A 19768-nucleotide genomic window follows, 5' to 3' on the forward strand; every position below is an offset into this window, starting at 1 on the left:
GACTGTTCACAAAAAATTATGCGTAATTACGCCGCGATAGACACGGTAAACCAAGGGGTTACGACCTAACTCATATAATATATCTACGGGTTCTTTTGCATCCCAAACAATAAAATCAGCCATATAACCTGCTGCTATCTGACCATGACTTTCGGATCTGCCCAATGCTCGGGCAGCATGAATAGTCACCCCCTGCCATGCTTCTTCCGGTGTCAGACCGAACTGGACACAAGCCATATTCATCATCATGCGTAGTGACGTGAACGGGCTGGTTCCCGGATTAAAATCCGTAGAAATCGCCATCGGTACGCGGTACTGACGTAATAAAGCAATCGGAGGACATTGTGTCTCTTTCAGAAAATAAAATGCACCCGGCAATAAAACCGCAACCGTTCCACTGCGGCTAATTGCCTGAACACCTTTTTCATCCAGATATTCAATGTGATCAACAGATAAGCCCTGATAATCAGCAACCAGTTCAGTTCCCCCCAGATTGGAAAGCTGTTCAGCATGGCCTTTAACGGGAATATTTAATTTTCTGGCCGCATCAAAAACGCGTTTAGTCTGTTCAAGACTGAATCCAACGCTTTCGCAAAACACATCCACAGATTCAAATAACTGTTTTTGCCAAAGACTGGGCAGAATAGTGTTACAAACTAAGTCAATATAAGCGTCAGGATTATGTTTGTATTCGGGAGGAACAGCATGAGCAGAAAGCAGAGTCGGGCTGATTTCAACAGGGTTTTTCTGCCCTAATATCCGAATAACGTCCAGTTGTTTCTCTTCATTCTCTAAATCCAGCCCATAGCCTGATTTCATTTCAATGGTTGTAACACCTTCAGCTATTAACGCACTCAGCCGCTTTTGAGCCGAGATTTCCAGTTGTTGGGCTGAACTTTGCCGGGTGGCATTGACTGTGGCATTAATACCACCTCCTTTAGCACTGATTTGTGCATAAGAAATACCATTCAGACGCTGCTCCCACTCTGATGCCCTGTTACCACCAAAAACCAGATGAGTATGACAGTCAATCAGGCCGGGAGTAATTAATCGCTGTTCTGCATCAATCACCTTGCAACGGTTAGCTGGCACACTCTCCGTTGGCAGAACGGCCAGAATTTTTTCATCCCGTATGATCAAATCATATTGTTCCAGAATACCGTAATTATGCTTGCCATCCATGTTACTGATTGTAGGGTTCATTGTGGCAAGTCTGGCATTACGCCAGATAATGTCGGTATCTTTCAGTTCAATCGACATTATTTTCGTCCTGTTATTTTTTTGTTGTTACTGACACCTGTTATGTTGTATATACATTTATTTTATAACCAGACACAATTGTCAAATAATTTTATGAACAGCATGTACCCAAAAATAATAGCGTCTAAGCAAAATCTTAATAAATCGGGTACAATCACCGAAAGTTGTTAATGAATTAGTATGTAATGAAGAAGAAAAAAACATTAAATGAAGAAGACATCAGTCTATTTAGAACGTCAGTAGTGGGAACCCGTCAGATTGCTCAGGATAAAGTCTTACACTCCCCCAAAAGAAAAAAAATCAGTCAAATGGCACCTGAGCGCCTGATGCAAGAACAGGTCGATGCCAGTTACTATTTTTCTGACGAGTTTCAGCCTAATCTGGATATGGAAGGCCCGACTCGTTATGTACGAGAAGGAGCCAATCATTATGAACTGAAAAAGCTGCGGCGAGGTGATTATCCCCCCGAACTTTTTCTGGATTTACACGGATTAACTCAGTTACAGGCTAAACAGGAAATCGGGGCGTTAATCGCGGCCTGTCGTCGAGAAAATGTCTATTGTGCCTGTGTTATGCATGGCCACGGTAAGCATATCCTCAAGCAACAAACACCACTATGGCTCGCGCAACATCCTGATATTATCGCTTTTCATCAGGCACCTAAAGAATGGGGAGGAAACGCTGCGTTACTCATTTTGGTTGAACAGGATGAGTTTATACAGCGTTAGCTAAAGCACGTTTTAACCTGCGGTCTGGTCAGGGCTACAATTGTGCCGGAGAGGTTTGCCATAGCAGGCGGCCTTTTTGTGTCTGCTTATCCAGTTCCACACAGGCAATACTGGATGTCGAAAACATCGGAGGCGTTTGCGCAGGGCAAAGTTCAGACACTAAATAGCCAACTAAAGGTAAATGAGAAACTACCAAGATGGCTTTTTTTCCTTGCTCTGCCAAAACCTGTAAGTAACTTGCCACCAGCTCAGCATCACCCGACGGAGTTAGCTCTTCTAACATTTCCTCACTATCAGGTAATACCAGACTCTCACGCACTACTTGCAGAGTCTGCCCCGCCCGGATATAAGGACTGACCAGCACACAATCAATCTCGGGCTTCTGTTGCCCAAGCCAAAGCGCCATTTTCTGCGATTCCTGACAGCCGCGCGGCGTTAACTCCCGCGTTGCATCGCTAATTGAGTTAAAAGCAGCATCACCATGACGCATAATAAACACGAACATAATTCACCGTTGAGTTAAATTTCAGAACTAATTCTAATAGTTACTTTCATTCTACCAAAAATAACCCTGAAATTATTCAGGTAATTAGCTGAATTGAAGTCACCCATTTTCAGGTAACTTATCACGAAAGCAAAATAATATTATTGAGAACGAACTGTGAACCTTTGATAAAAGGTCTCAATGAAAATTGGAGGATATTCTGCCGCAAAATACGGTTAAATAAAATTACTAATAATGGGTGATATATGTATTGTTTGGCTATTATATTAAGCTGATAACTTAACAATAAAAAATTCATACACAATATATTGTTTAGCAATTATAGATAAAACCGGCCCTTTAAGTTAAAAGAACCGGTATCACTTATTTAAAAAAATACCAGAGGAAGTGTATATGCGTTATTCGTAGAATCTCTTATCCTGTTCAGCCATCTGAATCAGACGTTCACAGGGTGCAAACCTGTCTCCGTACTGCTGCGCCAGACGTTGCAAAGTTTCCACAACATGACGGCTACCAAGCTTATCCATATAACGGAATGGCCCTCCCAAAAATGGCGGGAAACCGATACCAAATACGGCACCTATATCACCATCACGAGGGCTGCGGATGATAGCTTCATCCAGACAACGTACAGCTTCATTTAACATCAACATCAGACAACGTTGAGCAATGTCTGGACGTGACATTTTTGCAACAGGCTGAACTTTCAGCAGGGAATAAATGGAAGAATCAGCCTCTTTGCTGTTTTTCCTCAATGACCAGAACTTACTCTTTTTAGTTGCATAAGAATAAAAACCACGACCGTTTTTCTTACCCTTGCGATCGTCACTCAGCACAGCATCTAAAATTGCCGGCGGTGTAAACCGATCCCCTAATTGATCCACCAGCACAGGAATAATTTTGGTTCCGACATCAATACCGACTTCATCCAGTAAATTGATTGGCCCAATCGGGAAACCAAAATCAACCAGAGCCTTATCGATATGTTCGATAGGTTCCCCTTCCACCAGACAATAGCCCGCTTCATTAATATATGGAGATAAAATTCGGTTAACATAAAACCCGGCTTTATCTCCCACAACAATGGCTGTTTTACCCTGTTTTTTCGCCAATGCGACTACTGTCGCTATTGTTTTTTCACTTGTTCCTGCATGTGGAATGACTTCCACCAATGGCATCTTATCTACAGGGCTGAAGTAATGAAGGCCAATAACCTGCTCCGGTCGTTTAGCAATTTCCGCAATCTGGTGAATCGGCAATGAAGACGTGTTAGACGCGAAAATAGTCTCCGCCTTTGTATTCGCTTCAACTTCTGCGACCATCTTACGTTTCAGTACCAAGTCTTCAAATACAGCTTCAACCACAATATCAGCTTGTTTAAAACCACTGTAATCTGTAGTACCAGAAAGCAGAGACATCTGACGAGAACGCTCCGATGAAGTCAGACGCCGTTGACTGACGCGCTTGGAAAGCATATCCCATGTATATTTCAGGGCCTGATTAATGCCTCTCTCATTAATATCTTTGATACGCGACGGTAAATGACCACGAGTTGCGGTTACATTAGCAATCCCGCCCCCCATCAAGCCACCACCTAAAATTCCCACATGCCTGATCTGAGCAGGCAGTTCCGAAGAACCCGTCTCATTTTTTAATGAGGTGGTAGCAAAAAACAGACTACGCAGTGCCGATGATTCTGACGACATAGCCAGCTCACCAAATGCTTTGGATTCTGCCTGCAAACCGGCTTTTTGCCCTTTCTCCAGACCAAGACGGATCACATCAATGATCCGTTCTGGAGCGGGATAATGACCGTGAGTTTTGGCCCGCGTTTTTTGCTGAACCATACGGAATAATAATGGCCTGCCAAGAGCGCTCGCTAACAGACGTTGTGACCATGCCAGAGGTTTGCGCTTAGCCACACCTTTCTTAACATATTGAACTGCCACATCCAGCAAAATATCCAAAGGAACAGCATCATCAACAACACCCAGCCGTTTTGCCTGTTTTGCTTTGAGCTGACGCCCTGTCAGGATCATATCTAATGCAGAGCTGACACCAATCAAACGGGGGAGCCTTTGAGTCCCGCCGGAACCCGGCAACAACCCGAGTTGTACTTCAGGTAAACCAAGACGGGTTTTATCATCCAGAGAACAAATACGTGCATGGCAGGCTAATGCAAATTCCAACCCACCTCCTAAGCATGCACCATGAATAGCCGCAACAATAGGTAAAGAATAACTGGCAATTTTATCAAATAATTCCTGACCTTTTTCAGCCAGAGCCGTTGCTTCCTGTTGAGTCTGGCAACCCGCGATCATCGTGATATCTGCACCGGCAATAAAGGTGTCGGGCTTACCGGATATAATCACCAGCCCTTTTAAACCGGAAACCTGTTGTGCCTGCTCGAAAACTGCCAGAAATTGCTCAACAAACTCCGCTTTCAGCGTATTAACTTTCTCACCCGGAACATCAATAGTAATAACGCCAACTCTGTCATCTCTGACAGAAAAACTGAATACCGATTGTTCTGCTGACATGATTGTTTCATCCAGAGCCATTATTCCACCTCCAATACCATCGCCGCACCCAAGCCACCAGCTGCACAGGCTGTTGTCAGCCCAAACCCGCCTCCCCGGCGACGCAGTTCATTCAGAGTCTGGGTCACCATTCTGGCCCCGGTGGCAGCAAATGGATGCCCGTAAGCAATTGAGCCACCTAGTACGTTGAATTTATCCATATCAACCTCACCAATCGCCTGAGAACGCCCCAATTTCTCGCGGGCAAATTTATCACTGGCAAACATTTTCAGGTTTGTCAGAGTCTGAGCGGCAAACGCTTCATGCATATCAATAAGGGAAAGATCACTTAACGTAATCCCTGCTCTGTCCAGTGCCAGTGGAGTTGCATATGATGGCCCCAACAACATGTCCTGCCAGACATCAATGGCTGAAAATGCATAACTGCGCAAATAGCCCAATGGCACCATGCCAAGTTCTTTAGCAGCGGATTCACTCATCAAAATCACTGCCGCGGCACCATCAGTCAGCGGAGTACTATTGGCCGCAGTGACTGTGCCATATTTGCGATCAAAAGCCGGGCGTAATTTCGCATAAGACGTAAGTTCTGAGTTTTTGCGGATATTATTATCTTCCTGCAAAGATTCGCGATATGAAGGAAAATGTGCCGATATCACTTCATCACGTAATAGGCCCTTTTCCCAGGCTTTAGCCGCCATCAAATGAGATCGGTGCGCCAGCTCATCCTGTGCTTCACGACTGATATGGTAAGTTTTCGCCATTTGTTCAGCAGTATCGCCCATTCTTAACCCGGTGGAATATTCAGCAACTGCTGGCGATACGGGTAGTAAATCTTTTAATTTCAACTTGCTCAGTAATTTAAGGCGTTGTGAAAGGCTTTTGGCTTTATTCATATCAACCAGAGTACGAGCCAGTGATTTGGTCACCCCAATTGGCAGAACAGATGAAGAATCAGCACCACCAGCAATTCCCACATTCACGGTTCCTGCCATAATGCTTTCTGCTACATTAGCTATCGCCTGAAAACTGGTTGCGCAGGCCCGGGAAACACTGTACGCATCTGTACCAACACTTAAACCAGCCCCCAACACGATTTCCCGTGCAATATTCGGGGCTTCAGGCATTTGAACAACCTGACCAAAAACCAATTGGTCGATCTTCTCTGGTGGCAGCCCACTTCTGATAACCAACTCACTGACAACAGCTTTCCCCAAATCAACAGCCGGAATACCGTGGTAGTTCGTTGCCTGTTTAGCAAAAGGAAGACGCAACCCACTGACAATAGCAACTCGTTCCTTTTGTTGTGCCACTTTTGTTGAAGAACGACTCATAGCAACTCCTGCAATAATCATTAATTAAATCAACTGATTAAAATTATTTACTCACCTCATAAGAGGTCAGACCTGATGAAGCATTGTTAACGTAATGTTGGGAAATAGCAAACAGGAATAAACTAAAAATGCGAGCAAGCGCAACTTTAATAGATTTATAATTTATACGATCTGAACAGATAGCATGCGAAAAAAAGATGAAGAAACACTTATTGGTTACAACAAATAATCATCAGCTTTCCCATTGGTATGACTATTTTTGACCACAATGGGAAAACTATAACTCTGAAAGTAGTTAACGCAATCCCAGCTGAAATATCATAGCCTCTGCCTGACAACTAAATGTAAAATCTATGGTCAATTGCATACCTTCATGCACTTCTTCTATTTTATGGCTGATGATGCAAGGATCAGATTCCACCTTTTTTGCTTTTTCTGTCAATATATTAAGCATTGCATCTGCTTCCTGACTGCTGGCAAAAATCTGTTGATAAGAAGCCGTGCACTCTTCATTATCAATGACTGTACCAACATCAACACAACAGCAAGCGGCTGTTTCGTTAACCCCATGGCGCTTAATTACATCAGTCATCTTATTTCTCCGACAATAAAAATCCAAATCTGATTTTACGTTGTACTTTCCTTTAATAACCACTAATTACACTGCGTAATACCATTTATTTCACTCTTTATTGATCTCAGCACGTTAATTAAATCGCGTTTACATCTCGTTAACACCAACTGTCTATTTTTTGTTAAGCAAGTCCCATTTTAGTAATCATTTTCGTCATATTTTAAAAACATTCTTGCAACACATTGCGATCTCAGGCCTATACTTCTCACACTGGTCTGATTTGTCATTGTGATGAACCGACTCTACAATTCCGCGCTCTCAGCTACTTGAGTAGCATGTTAAATAATAATTAAACAATGAGGTTTTGGTTATGAACCAGAAAAACCTATTTTCACGTTCAGCATTAGCAGTGGCGGTTGCGATTCTTTCATCTAACGCTAATGCTGCAGGTTTTCAATTGAATGAATATTCATCATCAGGACTAGGTCGTGCATTTTCTGGGGCAGGTGTTGTTGCAGAAGACGCCTCTGAAGGCAGCCGCAACCCTGCAGCCATGACCCTATTTGATCGCCCATCCTTTTCCGGCGGTTTTATTTATGTTAAGCCAAAAGTTGATATTACTGGCGAAAAAAACAGCACTGACGCAAAAAATATCGCACCAAATGCCCCAGTACCAAATCTGCATTTCATTACACCAGTCACCGATGAATTGTTTGTGGGTGCATCACTCACGAGCAACTTTGGTTTATCCACAAATTTCAGTAATAACTATGCTGCCGGCCCAATTGGTGGGAAGACCTCACTCGTAACCGGGAATCTTAATCTGGGCGGTGCGTATAAACTCAATGAGCAGTTTAGTTTTGGTCTGGGTTTAAATACCATTTATGCTGATGCTGAGATCGTACGGCATCTGGGCGAAGTAAGTTCCAGCCCCTATCTCCCAAAAAAACTCCCTGCAACCACAGAAATAGCCCGTTTAGAAGGGAAAGATTGGGGTTATGGCTGGAATGCTGGTCTTTTGTACCAGTTCGATGAAAATAATCGTTACAGCTTAACTTACCGTTCAAAAGTTAAAATTAAGTTCAAAAAAGGTGATTACAGTAATGAGCTGCCAGAAATATTGGGTGGATTAAACGGTAAGACAGTTCAGGGACGGTTGGATCTGAATCTGCCTGATATGTGGGAAATTTCCGGTTATAACCGCGTAGCACCACAATGGGCAATTCACTACAGCTTCCTGTACACAGGCTGGAGCACGTTCAAAGAACTAAAAGCAACCCGAAACGATAATGGTAAAGTCGCATTTGAGAAACATGAAGACTTTCGTAATGCTTACCGTATATCACTGGGGACCACATACTACCATGATGACAACTGGACATTCCGTACCGGTATCGCTTTCGATGAAAGCCCAGTACCTGCTGAAAATCGCTCTATTTCCATTCCAGACCAAAATCGTTTCTGGTTAAGCGCGGGAACGACTTACGCATTTAATAAGGACACCTCTGTAGATTTGGGTATTTCTTACATGCGTGGTAAGAAAGTGCACGTGAGTGAAAAACTGCCAACAGAATTCCATAAATTAGGATATGGTGCACCATACGAGTTCGATTCTAAAGGAACCGCATGGTTAGCCGGTGTCGGCCTTAACTACGCATTCTAATTATCTTCGATGATCTCAAAAGGATAGCTCCAGCTATCCTTTTTTGTTAATTCTATCAATAAATTAATCGATAGAATCCAATTCATCCTCAATAACAGCAGCATTAGGATTTTCTTCCGGTAGCAGTTTTCCTCCGTTAGCCAGAAAATCATGGCGCTGGAAATAGGCTTCACGCATCATCAGATACGGATCTGAAGAATTTTTTATCAGGCCATCTGAATCCAGCAAACGTGCGCGAGTTTCGAGCCCCTGAAATACCCACTTTCCGACAGCCATCCAAGGGGTAAGATAACTCAATACAGGGTAAGTCATATCTGCCATATTCCCACCTTCGTCACGCGCAGTAAAACTACCATATCCCGGCAAAACAACATAAGGACCATAACCAACATTATAGTACCCAAGGGTGCTACCAAAACGCATTGGTTCCTGTTTTGCCAGTTTGGGGTTTGCCATTGAAGCAACATCAATAAGCCCCCCCATACCCAGAATGGTATTCAAAAAGAATCGGTTAAAATGCTTTGCGCCTTCCTTTATATCTCCGCGCAAAAAACTATTCACCATGCTGGCCGGTTCTTCCAAATTACTCATGAAATTGCCAATACCATTTCGCGCCGGCATCGGTACATAATCATGCCAGACAACAGCAGCAGGCCGTAAGATATAAGGATCGAGAACATTATAGTTAAAGTTGAACATAGTCCGGTTAAACCCTTCCAGCGGATCAGAGCGCCCTTGTTCATAATTATTTGATGAGTTTGCACATCCCGCCAGTAATACTGCTGTAAGAGCAACCCCGCTCAGACGATACTTCATACTGTTCTCCGCATAATCACTTTTGCCATTGCCTACTTCCGCTCGTTAATGTATTTCAATTAATGGACCCCACGCTAAATATACTGCCAATTTTTCTTTAATGGTAATCAAAATGAGCGGTGATTATGTAGACAAACAGTGAGTTGCGCTCTCCCCTCACTTCCGGGATATATCTTTAAATTTGCCCAGTATCACTATTAAAAAGAGAAAAACTTCAGGGAAGAGATAATCCTTCCTGCCAATTTCATCTCATTTTGGCAACTTCAGAAAACAGAGGTGTAGCAAGATCTACCTTCGTCAGCATAGTATCAATACACTTACCAAGCACGGTTTCAATACCTTGCTCGCTAATAAACTCTAAGATCACCTTCTTCTCATTATCTGGAATATTTGCCGTTTTAATGACTGTTTCAATCTGTTCAAGTGTATTTTTATGAACCTTTATCGTGAATGACTTCATCTCATCATCAATTGTATCCATATTAGCGTAATCAACACCAGCAGCAGTAAGAGCCATTGAATCAGGATTAAAGCCATAACCTCCATTATCATCAAAATGAATAGCGAAATGATTCACTAAACCAACTTTTACTAAATAATTTATATCGTCAGCCAACTGATCCCATCCAAATGCTTCCCCCAAGAATTGAAGTTTTTCCTTACTGATAGGTTTCATCACATGATTTTTATCATTCATAGCCCGAACAATCATATGTTGTCTCTCTTTCAACATAGTCATTGAGTTTTTCCTTCGATGAGCATCAGATAGATTAGATTATAGTCAATTACTGTAAGTACACTATGCTGTCGTCATAAAAAACAGGAATATGAAATTTAAAACATAATACGTTGAATATATTAAATAAATGGTTTATTTTTAGATTATAAATCTATCATTAAAAAAGAGTTTTCTTTTATTATTCAATATGAAAATAGCTATATTACGCAGAAATGGACTGGGTGATCTTATCTGTACCCAACCATTAATAAAGTTTTTACAGAAAAAATACCCAAATGCAGAGATTAGCCTATTCATAGAACGGGGTAACCATGATCTCGCCAAGTATGTATGTCCTGATGTAGACATCAACATCCTTCCCAAAGGGAACAAATATCTTTCTATCGCCAAAACCGCTCTCAAATTCCGCAAAAAGCACTTTGACATTGCCATTTCTGCTAAACCCAGCCCGATGAAACTGAATAATTTATTCCTATGGTTACTTGGAGCTAAAAAACGTTATGCTGTTGTTGCAGATAAAAAATGGGATTCCAAATTAATTAACTATCCGATTAATAAAAAATCGGTAAAAGGTTATCATCAGGCATTAAAGGTTTTACGCATAATTTCCCCAAAAGAGCAATATTTAGAATCAGATTTATTTCCTGAGATAAAAATAATCAATCAATCAAAACCTGTTTATTCAGGAAATCCATTGATTTTATTTTCAGTTTCCAACAATAGAAAAAACAGTTTAATTAACAATGAAAACCTTGCACTAATTGCAGATAAAATTTCAAAAAAACATCCTACTGCAAATTTTATCATTTCTACTTTACCAGATGATATAAATTTAGCTGAAGATCTAGTTTCCCGTATAAATGGGAATAGCCAAATCGTTATATGTAATTCATTACCTTCTTTCTTATCATTATTAAATGAAATGACTTTAATCGTCGTTGGCGATGGTGGTATTTGCCACTTAGCTGCAGCACTAAAGAAAAAACTTGTTGCACTTTATGGTATCACAAAACCTGAAAACTGGTCCCCACTAGCATCAAAAGATATGTGTATTACCTTATATGATGCCAAAAATGTTAACAATATCCCTTTAGTTCAAATCACTGATGCAATCTTTCATCTCATTGATAACTAAAATTATTTAATAATTTATAATCATAAATGAACTTCCCCGTTTCAAATGACGGGGCTTTTATCCGTCTTCATAAATTAAAAGATGACGAATAAATATTATATCCATTCTAAACATGACCAATAGCATAGATACACAGACCAGAATAGAACTCAGTCACATAGATATATTTTCACTTGAAATAATAATAACGGCAATAATGATATTACAGCTTTAATTTTGAGTGTTTTTTATCGATCAAAACATTGACTATATAAATATACAGTGCAATTATTTAGTAACACTCTGAAAACGCATATCCATGATATTTACAATTATGGAATATATTTATAAGAAAATATTGAGAAACCAACATGACAAGAATAAGCCTGGATGAAAAAATTCAAATTTTTAGCCAATTACACGAAGAAGGAAAACTCATATTAGCCAATTCATGGGACGTTATGAGTACCCGCTTAGCAGAAAAATCCGGAGCCAAAGCCATTGCAACAACCAGTGCCGGAATATCCTGGAGTTTAGGCTATCCAGATAATCAACTGGCTGACCGAAAAATCGTAATGAAGGCACTGGGTTTAATTACTTCCAGTACCAATCTACCTGTAACAGCGGATGTTGAAGATGGTTTATTAGCACCTGATGAAAGTATGGATGATCTTGTTGAAGATTTATATTTTGTCGGATGTGTTGGGATTAATATTGAAGATTCCAACAATGGCAAATCAAGGTCTATAAATGATGGTGCTGAACGCATTGCCTCTGTACGTACCGCAGCAAATAAAATACATTACAGTTTATTCATCAATGCACGTATAGACTCATGGATTCGTGGAGAAGATACCAATCCCGAGCATTTAATTTCCCGTGCTAATACTTATCTTGCTGCCGGTGCCGATGGTATTTTTATCCCCGGATTAACCGATCTATCAGTATGCCGGGCTATCAGCTCCCGCATAAATGGCCCATTAAATATTATGGCTCAAGCAGGAGGACCGAGTGTAAAAGAGTTTTTTGCTGCCGGAGCAAGAAGGGTTTCTGGCGGATCTTTCTTTGCCGAACAAGCTTATGGATCTACATTGACGAGTATGGAGCATTTTTTACGGGATGGCTTGTTGCAGAATAGTGAGCAGTCAAAGTTAAGCTATGCCTCGTTAAATGCCTTACTTAATTCAAGATAATAGCAATCAGATAATTAACTAAAAGGAATGCTCTACTGAGTAATGCTTTATTACAAAACAAGACAGTTCAAATTTATTGTCTGCTGAGGATGTAATGTCTAAACGTATAATTACTACTATTTTCCTGTTTCTATGCTTTTCTGTGAAAATCAGCGCATCAGAAAATATAGGTTTCCGGGAAATATTTTTAGATAAGAACACTGAACGTCCATTACATTTTGTGATGTGGTACCCCTCCGATAATATTGGACATACTGTAATTGTTGGTGAACATCCCACTTATTATGGTATTTCAGTAATAAAAAATGCTATTCCTGATATAGAAAAACATCCTCTTGTCGTTCTGTCGCACGGATATGGGGGAAATTGGCGAAATCTTAATTGGCTTGCAGGGGAATTAGCCAAAAAGGGTTTTATCGTGGCTGCTCCAAATCATCCAGGCACAACAACAGAAGATAGAAATCCCCTATCAGCTGCACAATTATGGGAAAGACCGAGGGATCTCAGCCGTGTTATTGACTTTATCCTAGAGCAATCTGATTTTGCCGAGTTAGTTGATAAAGAACGAATAGCAGCAATTGGTCATTCATTAGGTGGCTGGTCTGTTGTTGAACTCACAGGTGCTAGATTCAACTCAGATTTATTAGGTACTGACTGCAAAACCAATCAAATTCTTGCTTCTTGCAACATATTATCTGAATTAGGAATAGGTAAAAATGAAATCACCAAAGCAAAATTAGATGGTGATTTGGGTGACCAAAGAGTTAAAGCTATTATTTCCCTTGATCTGGCACTAACCAGAGGCTTTTCACCTCAAAGTTTAAGCATGGTAAATATACCAACACTCGTGATAGCCGCTGGCGTTGATGTGGGGGATATGCCTGCTGAACTGGAATCTGAGCATCTGGCTAAAAACCTTCCAAAAGAGAAATCAAAATACATCGTTATTGACGATGCAATGCATTTTAGCTTTAGGCCAAATTGTAAACCCAATGCAATCGCTCTTATTGAAAAAAATAACCCAAAGGGTGGAGTTATTTGTAAAGATGGTGGAGATAGAAGCCGGAAAGAAATTCATAATGAGATCCTGAACCACATCCTTATCTTTTTCCAACAAGTATTCCCTAAATAAAAAAGTTACCTATTTCAAAATAAAAATCTGTTAATTAAATAAAAAACTGTCTTCAAAAGAGGCAGTTTTTCTTTTTTCAATTAAAAATAAATTTCTCTTGAAATTCGCCATTTTTCACAAAAATAACCTATCCTCAAATAGTTATCTTTATACAAAAAAGATATCTAACAAAAATATTTTCATTTAAAACAAAAAGATAAATTAAAATTAACCACTAAGATACCAATTAATGCACATAAATATGTACATACATAAAACGCACATAGCGTTGTACATAAAATTTACTTTTATACTGGTGAGTCAATCTTTCTATTTGAAACGGAAGGATTGAGCCAAAGTGAGGACCACGGAATAATCAATAAGTTGCCGCAGGTGTCCGAAAATTTTCGTATACCCTCCTGAATGACAGGAGGAGCCTCCCAAATCGGTGACTCCTAAATTTCATGCGGAAAAGTTAAAAGTGAGATTTCTCACCTTTACGTAACCTTTTGATTTTGCTTATTTCCGGCTCAGAAACGGAATTCAATTAAATCAATGAGTTAAAAGGGGAGAATTATCCTATTTAGATAAGTGATTGGTTTTATTACTCCAACGTAGAATCAGCAGTTAATTGGTTAAAAAGTAGGATTTGTTAATTCTGACACACACTTCGTTAGGTTAAAATACAACCAATTATGAAAATTTGATATGCCTACAAAATGAACACCTCTTTATAACTCCTCTATCATTTATTGTTATTTAATAATTAGCACATTCTATTACGATTCTTTTGGTATTCATTTTTTAGTATGGATTATTTAATAAAGCGCATTATTAACTAATGATGAGAGGGTAATATTATGGGCTCAATAGATGGTATTTATATAAGTGAAGATCGTAAACACACTCTTACGATAACTAACAGTAATGATACCAACGGTTCATTTAGTGGTTCTTTTATCAGTAGTCACTTATCCATAGGAGAGATAACTTACGAATGGGTAAGTGGAGAATATGAATTTGTTTCTAATACTAAGTACTGGCCAGCTCAAATAGGCTTTTATTCTGGTTTTAGGCCTACCCCAAAATCTTATGTTATAGCGGACCATTGGAACGGCATCAGAATGGCTAATGGGAATTTACTTATGAGCGGATTACGGACATACACAACAGATGCAGGTATATATGATATATACACGTTCGAGAAGGTTATTTTTACACTCACTCCCACAGAAGCATAACAGATAGTTTATTAATTCACTGAAGTAAATCAAGCCGTACTTTCCCGTATTGATGAACCTTTTTATTGATGTTCACTGGCGGAGAAGTCTCCCACCGCCTTCATGTTATTTAGCAATCTGAATTGTTGATTAGATGAGGGAATGAATATGCAAGATAAAAAGCCAGATGTATCCATTTCAGAAAATAGCAATCTGGTTACTGTTACCACACCGGAATATGTCAAAGATTCAATCAAAGAAGCTATTGCAGAACACGCTGCAAGTCGTAATCATCCATATGCAACATTGAATGATAGAGGATTTGTTACTCTCAGTAATGATGCGTGTAGTGATAGTGAAACTCATGCAGCAACATCTAAAGCCGTTAAAGCAGTAAATGACTTAGTCAATACAGCTAATCAAAACGCGAATAACGCAAATGATAATGCCAATACTCGTTTAGCAAAAGACCAAAATGGAGCAGATATTCCTAATAAGGAAGAGTTTGTTAAGAACCTCGGATTAGAGCCAATAATGGAAGGACTATCCTTGCCTGTTGGTGTTCCTGTTCCTTGGCCGACAGAAAACCCACCTGAAGGCTGGCTGATATGCAATGGTAATTCATTTAATAAATCAAGGTATCCTAAACTTGCTCTTGCTTATCCGTCCGGTGTATTACCTGATTTGAGAGGGGAATTTATTCGTGGCTGGGATGATAGTGGCAAGATTGATCCCAATCGTTCTCTCCTTAGCCACCAAAATTTTGCATTTCAGAACCATTTTCATGCATTACCAACAAGTAATGGTGATAATGAAATGTTGGAAAAAGGGATCACAACTGTTTTTAGCGATGGGAAAGCCGATAATTTCGCTGTGAATATAGAAACGACAAAAGATCCGATCGGAAATAACGCTGGATTGTGGAATGGTAATTATTTTAGAACCTATAGTACAAGTGTCTATGGTGGATTTTCTGTTGCGGACGAAACCCGCCCCCGTAATGTAGCCTTCAATTACATCGTCAGAGCCGCTTAATTCTGAGTAACCATCTAACCCGCAATTTTCTGCGGGTTAATCATGCCGTTACTCCACCGATTCAGTCTGTTCAATATCAGTGGCAACCTCTACCGCCTTCTGCCTCACATTCCACACCGAATTCGCCGGCATCTGGACACGGACATCCAAGCAGCAGGCTCACTCCGGCTGTTCAGGCCATGCAATATCGGGGGCAGTGGAACAATCCACCAACTGAACTTTCTGGCTATAGCGCATCCATTGTGTGAGGGTTAATTTATCCTCCTCCGTGATCATGCCGAGCATTAACTGCGTTTGCCATGCCTGTGTTTTCTGGTTAATAGCAATAAGCAATGCCTGTTTCTGCGCCTCCGCGATGGCAATATGATCAAGGACAGGTTCAACGATAACCGGTCTGCCATGTTTACCGGCTTTAATCTCCCGCCCTGTTGATGCCGCGCCCATCAAAATCAAATATTCATCATCCGTTATCTCAACGACATCAGAAGGCATGTCGGTATGCACATCACGCTGATAAAACCCGTTTGCTTCTGGTGAGTAATAATATTGATTCATACAACCTCCCCGATGGCTAACCACATAACCCCGGTAATATTATGTGCATTTGTGGATGTCAGCGTGAGTGTATTATTCGTCGAATCAGCAATACTTACCCGATAATTATTGACTGAACCTGTATCCATTGAACTCACAAACTGAGCAAACTTTTGACCCACTGATAACGGATAACTGACCGTTATAGAACCTGCGATAGGGATTGCCGCCGTCCCCCATTGGATAACCAATTTCCTATTGTTTAGTGGGATAACTGCATATCCCGGCGTACGCAGTGAGCCAGTAAAACCGAGATTTCCCATAAACCCCGGTTTGTCTGGAATGTCCGCCCCATTCCGGCTTTTATCCAGCTTCCCTTCCATCGCTGCCTGCAATGCCCGTATCGATTGTAACGACACCGTTTGCCCGTTCGGCAATATCATATTCACTACCCCGTTCTGGCTCATCCACTTATCCATGTTCTGCAAGAATTGGGTTATGTAGCTGTTAATGGCCGCCATGTGCCTCACACCATCCGAAACGGTATCGGGAACCGTGGTGGATATCACATAACGGGTCTGATTTAACGTGACTGATATTTCAAAAGCCAGTATCAGTTCGGTGTCTGAGTTCACCGACTGAATAACATTTTGCACGATTGCGTTATCAGTCCGGATGCTGATAATTTGCCCGGCTGCAATACCGTTAATGTTACTTTTCCATTGCGTCCCCGTTCCACGAACACGCGCTGAACCAGACACGGTAGAAAGGGTGCCTTGTGAATAAATCATGATTGAGTTCCAAAATGAATAAAACGGAGAGGGTTAACCTTCTATCATGGTTAAATCGACGATAAAGCCGTCCATTAAGGGCGGTGGGCCACGCCATGTACCGGGGTTACTCGGGCTGGCCTCATGACGCAGATAGTCATAGGTATAAGCGAGTTCAATCCGGCCATTACCATACCGGGGCTTGAATGACTCGACATACACATCATAATCCCATTCATCATCATAAAAAGGCGGATTATCGGCCCCCGGCGAGAACCGGATATTTTTATAATGCTGGCGAGACTGGGATTTTATCAGCATAACTCCGTAACGCCGCCCGGCCTCTCCCACATGCACAAGTGGTCGGTGTTGGTTATTGGGCACATCAACAGAAAAATACCGCACAAACGACAGTAATTTCATGGCCGACGAGAACATCAGCTCCCCGCGCTCGCTGTAGACCTCCAGTCCGCTGTTACCCCGGACAGACAGTTGTGAGATAGGCGCAAAGAAATACTTCCCGCCTGCGCCGTACACTTCGGCATAGTTATAGTAGCGCTCGTCCCAGCCGATATTGCTTTCATCCGCTCCGGCCTTTCTAAGAAAGCCCAGTGACGGTGTTTTATCGGACAGTTGCACCAGTCCGTTATCGGTGTAAAACTCTAATCCCAGCATCTTAAATCGCCCAAATCGTGACAACGTTTTGCATTTCCGCCCACGGACTAGATTGTCCGCCCCCACGCCCCATGTTTTCCCAGCGATAGGTGTCATAATCGACGTGATAGCTGAAGGTGCTGCCAGAGACGCTGAACGTGGTGAACTCATTGCTAAGCTGGGCAATCTGAATCCCGGAGCCTCCGGAGCTACGCATACGCAGAAAGAACCGGGCAGTGACATTGCCGCCCTCACTCAGACCCGGCAAATACAGGCTGCCGGACTTGCTCAGGGGGATCTGGTGTGTACCGAGAAAACGCGGAATAATGTTGTTTGTGGTGATAATCACCCGCCCCTGCTCGTCATAAATCTCTAATCCCATGCCCATTACCAAAACCCCATTCGGATACGCAAGCGGCCACGACTGTCAAACAGTTGCTTCAGGTTGTTGGTTTCGACCCAGTAACCACCTGAACCCTGACCGTAACTGGTCATTTCCCCCGTGCGCATATCCAGCCTAAAGCCGGTTCTGTTGCGGGGATCGAAGTTAGCGGATTTAATTTCATCCCCGACAACCAACTTGCGAATATTCGCCACATCAATAAAGGCATCCCGCACAAACAACTGCCCATTTTTTGCCACCATAAACGGCTCCATTTTCCCGTTAACCGGGTTAAACCAGCCGAAGTTTTCCGCGTTAAACCCAATGCTGGTCGTCACCTTGCCGTTTTTCACCTCAGCGCCAAGTACCATCCCGGCTTTATAGAACTGACCGTTGTACTTGACGCCGACCCCAACGTCATAAATCCCGTACCCGTTCCCGTCGATATCAAATACCGCCGTCGCTTTGGTCTGAACAGCCGCGGCATTTTTACCGACATCGACCTGCACTTTCTCCAGCTTTTCAGCCAGGGCTTTTTTGTCGGTCAGTTGGGTGGTTCTGACTTCCAGTATCTCTGCACGCATCTCGCCATTTTCTTTCAGCTGATGCTGGACTACGGAACCAATCAGGGCCGCATTCCCTAAAATCGCCTCATTGGTAAAATCGATATCCGATTGCAGGCGTTTTCCCGCTTCCGCTGTCAGAAACTGATTACCGGCAGCATCAATAATCCAGCTCGCATCCGTGGAGGATTCGCCGCGCAGAAAGTCCGTCCACGGGGAGGGATTACCGGATTTATCCACCAGTCGGGCACGGAAGTAGAACGCGACCCCGGCAGCCAGTCCCTGCATCACATAGGTCTTTTGTGGATAGGGAATATCCGACAATAACATCAGTCCCTCGCCGTCACTCGTCGGGCTGTACTGGATTTCGGTTTTCAGCGTATCGTCCGTGTGAGGTGCAAAACCCCAGTCTAACTGGATACCGAACACAATCGGCGTGGCTTTAAAACCTAACGGCGCAGGTGGCTTACCGGCTTTGCCCTTCAGGTGCGTTTCCGGTGCATTGACCCACAGACTGGAGATTTCAGCGGCATTAATCGCCCGTACCCGTGCCTGATAGCGTCCGGCGTAGATATTCGGCACCTCAAAACCCTGCGTTGAGGTTCTTGGTGCGGCTATCCAGTTACCGTTATCCCGACGCCATTCGGCTTCATAGGCAATGGCACTTTCGGCGGCGTCCCACGACACCCGCAATGTGGTAATCGCAATGCCCTGATGAACCACCGAATCACTGCTAATCGCAACCTTTTTCGGCGGCGACTGTACCCCCGGCGGAATAAGGGAAATGGGCCGTTCATCAATACGAATACCGGTATCAATGTGGGCGTATTTATCCGGGTTATGCTCAATGGCGGTAATCTCAAACGAAACACCGTCATCCCCTTCTTTAATGCCGGTGACACGGAATAACTGAATGGCTAAATCGGTGGCATCAATCGCCCAGACGGACTCGGCAATCGGCGTTTCAGAATACGTCGTCGTGACCGTGATCACTTTCCCATTAACCGCCTGAATGGTGCGGCCTTCTGCCTTGCCC

At 42.2% G+C, this 19768-nt stretch carries 19 protein-coding genes; 7 read left to right on the forward strand and 12 right to left on the reverse strand.

Features of this window, described 5'->3' with window-relative positions; translation table 11 throughout:
* Nucleotides 1–6 precede the first annotated feature (6 nt).
* Nucleotides 7–1260, reverse strand: coding sequence for an imidazolonepropionase (gene hutI / locus AACS92_RS08080; protein ID WP_099108449.1), 1254 nt, complete (start codon nt 1258–1260; stop codon nt 7–9).
* A 185-nt stretch (nt 1261–1445) separates the two neighbouring features.
* Between hutI and smrB the strand changes: the two genes are divergently transcribed.
* Nucleotides 1446–1988: an endonuclease SmrB gene (gene smrB, locus AACS92_RS08085; protein ID WP_099108450.1), complete on the forward strand. Its 543-nt coding sequence runs from the start codon at nt 1446–1448 to the stop codon at nt 1986–1988.
* Between the two features lie 34 nt (nt 1989–2022).
* Here smrB and sixA read toward each other — a convergent pair whose 3' ends face one another.
* From sixA to AACS92_RS08105, 4 genes are all read right to left on the reverse strand, one after another.
* Nucleotides 2023–2493: a phosphohistidine phosphatase SixA gene (gene sixA, locus AACS92_RS08090; RefSeq protein WP_099108451.1), complete on the reverse strand. Its 471-nt coding sequence runs from the start codon at nt 2491–2493 to the stop codon at nt 2023–2025.
* Between the two features lie 398 nt (nt 2494–2891).
* Complete coding sequence (fadJ, locus tag AACS92_RS08095) at nt 2892–5054, reverse strand: fatty acid oxidation complex subunit alpha FadJ (protein ID WP_099108452.1); 2163 nt, start codon at nt 5052–5054, stop codon at nt 2892–2894.
* Nucleotides 5054–6364 (reverse strand): acetyl-CoA C-acyltransferase FadI, encoded by a 1311-nt coding sequence (gene fadI / locus AACS92_RS08100; RefSeq protein WP_099108453.1) that lies wholly within the window; start codon nt 6362–6364, stop codon nt 5054–5056. Before fadI ends, fadJ begins: the two co-directional genes overlap by 1 nt.
* A 295-nt stretch (nt 6365–6659) precedes the next feature.
* On the reverse strand, nt 6660–6956 hold the full coding sequence (locus AACS92_RS08105; protein WP_099108454.1) for a YfcZ/YiiS family protein: 297 nt from the start codon (nt 6954–6956) through the stop codon (nt 6660–6662).
* A 352-nt stretch (nt 6957–7308) separates the two neighbouring features.
* Between AACS92_RS08105 and fadL the strand changes: the two genes are divergently transcribed.
* Nucleotides 7309–8601: a long-chain fatty acid transporter FadL gene (gene fadL, locus AACS92_RS08110; protein WP_099108455.1), complete on the forward strand. Its 1293-nt coding sequence runs from the start codon at nt 7309–7311 to the stop codon at nt 8599–8601.
* 63 nt (nt 8602–8664) lie between these two features.
* On the opposite strand, the gene mlaA is transcribed toward fadL, so the two are convergent.
* Both mlaA and AACS92_RS08120 read right to left on the reverse strand, forming a co-directional pair.
* Entirely contained in the window at nt 8665–9417 is a 753-nt protein-coding gene (gene mlaA / locus AACS92_RS08115; RefSeq protein WP_099108456.1) for a phospholipid-binding lipoprotein MlaA, read from the reverse strand.
* 244 nt (nt 9418–9661) lie between these two features.
* Nucleotides 9662–10156 carry a hypothetical protein gene (locus AACS92_RS08120; RefSeq protein WP_099108457.1) on the reverse strand — a complete coding sequence of 165 codons (495 nt, stop codon included), beginning with the start codon at nt 10154–10156 and terminating at the stop codon, nt 9662–9664.
* A 187-nt stretch (nt 10157–10343) separates the two neighbouring features.
* On the opposite strand from AACS92_RS08120, the gene AACS92_RS08125 reads away from it, so the two are divergent.
* The 5 genes from AACS92_RS08125 (at nt 10344) to AACS92_RS08145 (ending at nt 15829) form a co-directional block, all read left to right on the forward strand.
* The gene (locus tag AACS92_RS08125) at nt 10344–11291 is read left to right on the forward strand and encodes a glycosyltransferase family 9 protein (protein ID WP_099108458.1); all 948 of its coding nucleotides are present in this window, start codon (nt 10344–10346) and stop codon (nt 11289–11291) included.
* 350 nt (nt 11292–11641) lie between these two features.
* The gene (locus AACS92_RS08130; protein ID WP_099108459.1) at nt 11642–12463 is read left to right on the forward strand and encodes an isocitrate lyase/PEP mutase family protein; all 822 of its coding nucleotides are present in this window, start codon (nt 11642–11644) and stop codon (nt 12461–12463) included.
* Nucleotides 12464–12557: 94 nt separating this feature from the next.
* Entirely contained in the window at nt 12558–13595 is a 1038-nt protein-coding gene (locus tag AACS92_RS08135; protein WP_099108460.1) for an alpha/beta hydrolase family protein, read from the forward strand.
* A gap of 839 nt (nt 13596–14434) precedes the next feature.
* Complete coding sequence (locus AACS92_RS08140; RefSeq protein ID WP_099108461.1) at nt 14435–14815, forward strand: hypothetical protein; 381 nt, start codon at nt 14435–14437, stop codon at nt 14813–14815.
* A gap of 147 nt (nt 14816–14962) precedes the next feature.
* On the forward strand, nt 14963–15829 hold the full coding sequence (locus AACS92_RS08145; RefSeq protein WP_241537854.1) for a phage tail protein: 867 nt from the start codon (nt 14963–14965) through the stop codon (nt 15827–15829).
* 159 nt (nt 15830–15988) lie between these two features.
* Here the strand turns inward: AACS92_RS08145 and AACS92_RS08150 are convergent, their stop codons facing one another.
* The 5 genes from AACS92_RS08150 to AACS92_RS08170 form a co-directional block, all read right to left on the reverse strand.
* Complete coding sequence (locus AACS92_RS08150) at nt 15989–16384, reverse strand: tail fiber assembly protein (RefSeq protein ID WP_099108463.1); 396 nt, start codon at nt 16382–16384, stop codon at nt 15989–15991.
* Nucleotides 16381–17154 carry a gp53-like domain-containing protein gene (locus tag AACS92_RS08155; RefSeq protein ID WP_193756841.1) on the reverse strand — a complete coding sequence of 258 codons (774 nt, stop codon included), beginning with the start codon at nt 17152–17154 and terminating at the stop codon, nt 16381–16383. Before AACS92_RS08155 ends, AACS92_RS08150 begins: the two co-directional genes overlap by 4 nt.
* A gap of 33 nt (nt 17155–17187) precedes the next feature.
* Nucleotides 17188–17832, reverse strand: coding sequence for a hypothetical protein (locus tag AACS92_RS08160; RefSeq protein ID WP_153044724.1), 645 nt, complete (start codon nt 17830–17832; stop codon nt 17188–17190).
* Entirely contained in the window at nt 17810–18181 is a 372-nt protein-coding gene (locus tag AACS92_RS08165; protein WP_099108465.1) for a hypothetical protein, read from the reverse strand. Before AACS92_RS08165 ends, AACS92_RS08160 begins: the two co-directional genes overlap by 23 nt.
* A partial coding sequence (locus AACS92_RS08170) for a host specificity protein J (protein ID WP_153044725.1) occupies nt 18175–19768 on the reverse strand: 1594 nt, incomplete at its 5' end. The genes AACS92_RS08165 and AACS92_RS08170, both read right to left, overlap by 7 nt.

Source organism: Xenorhabdus sp. KJ12.1, from assembly GCF_963876495.1.
Lineage (GTDB): Bacteria > Pseudomonadota > Gammaproteobacteria > Enterobacterales > Enterobacteriaceae > Xenorhabdus > Xenorhabdus stockiae.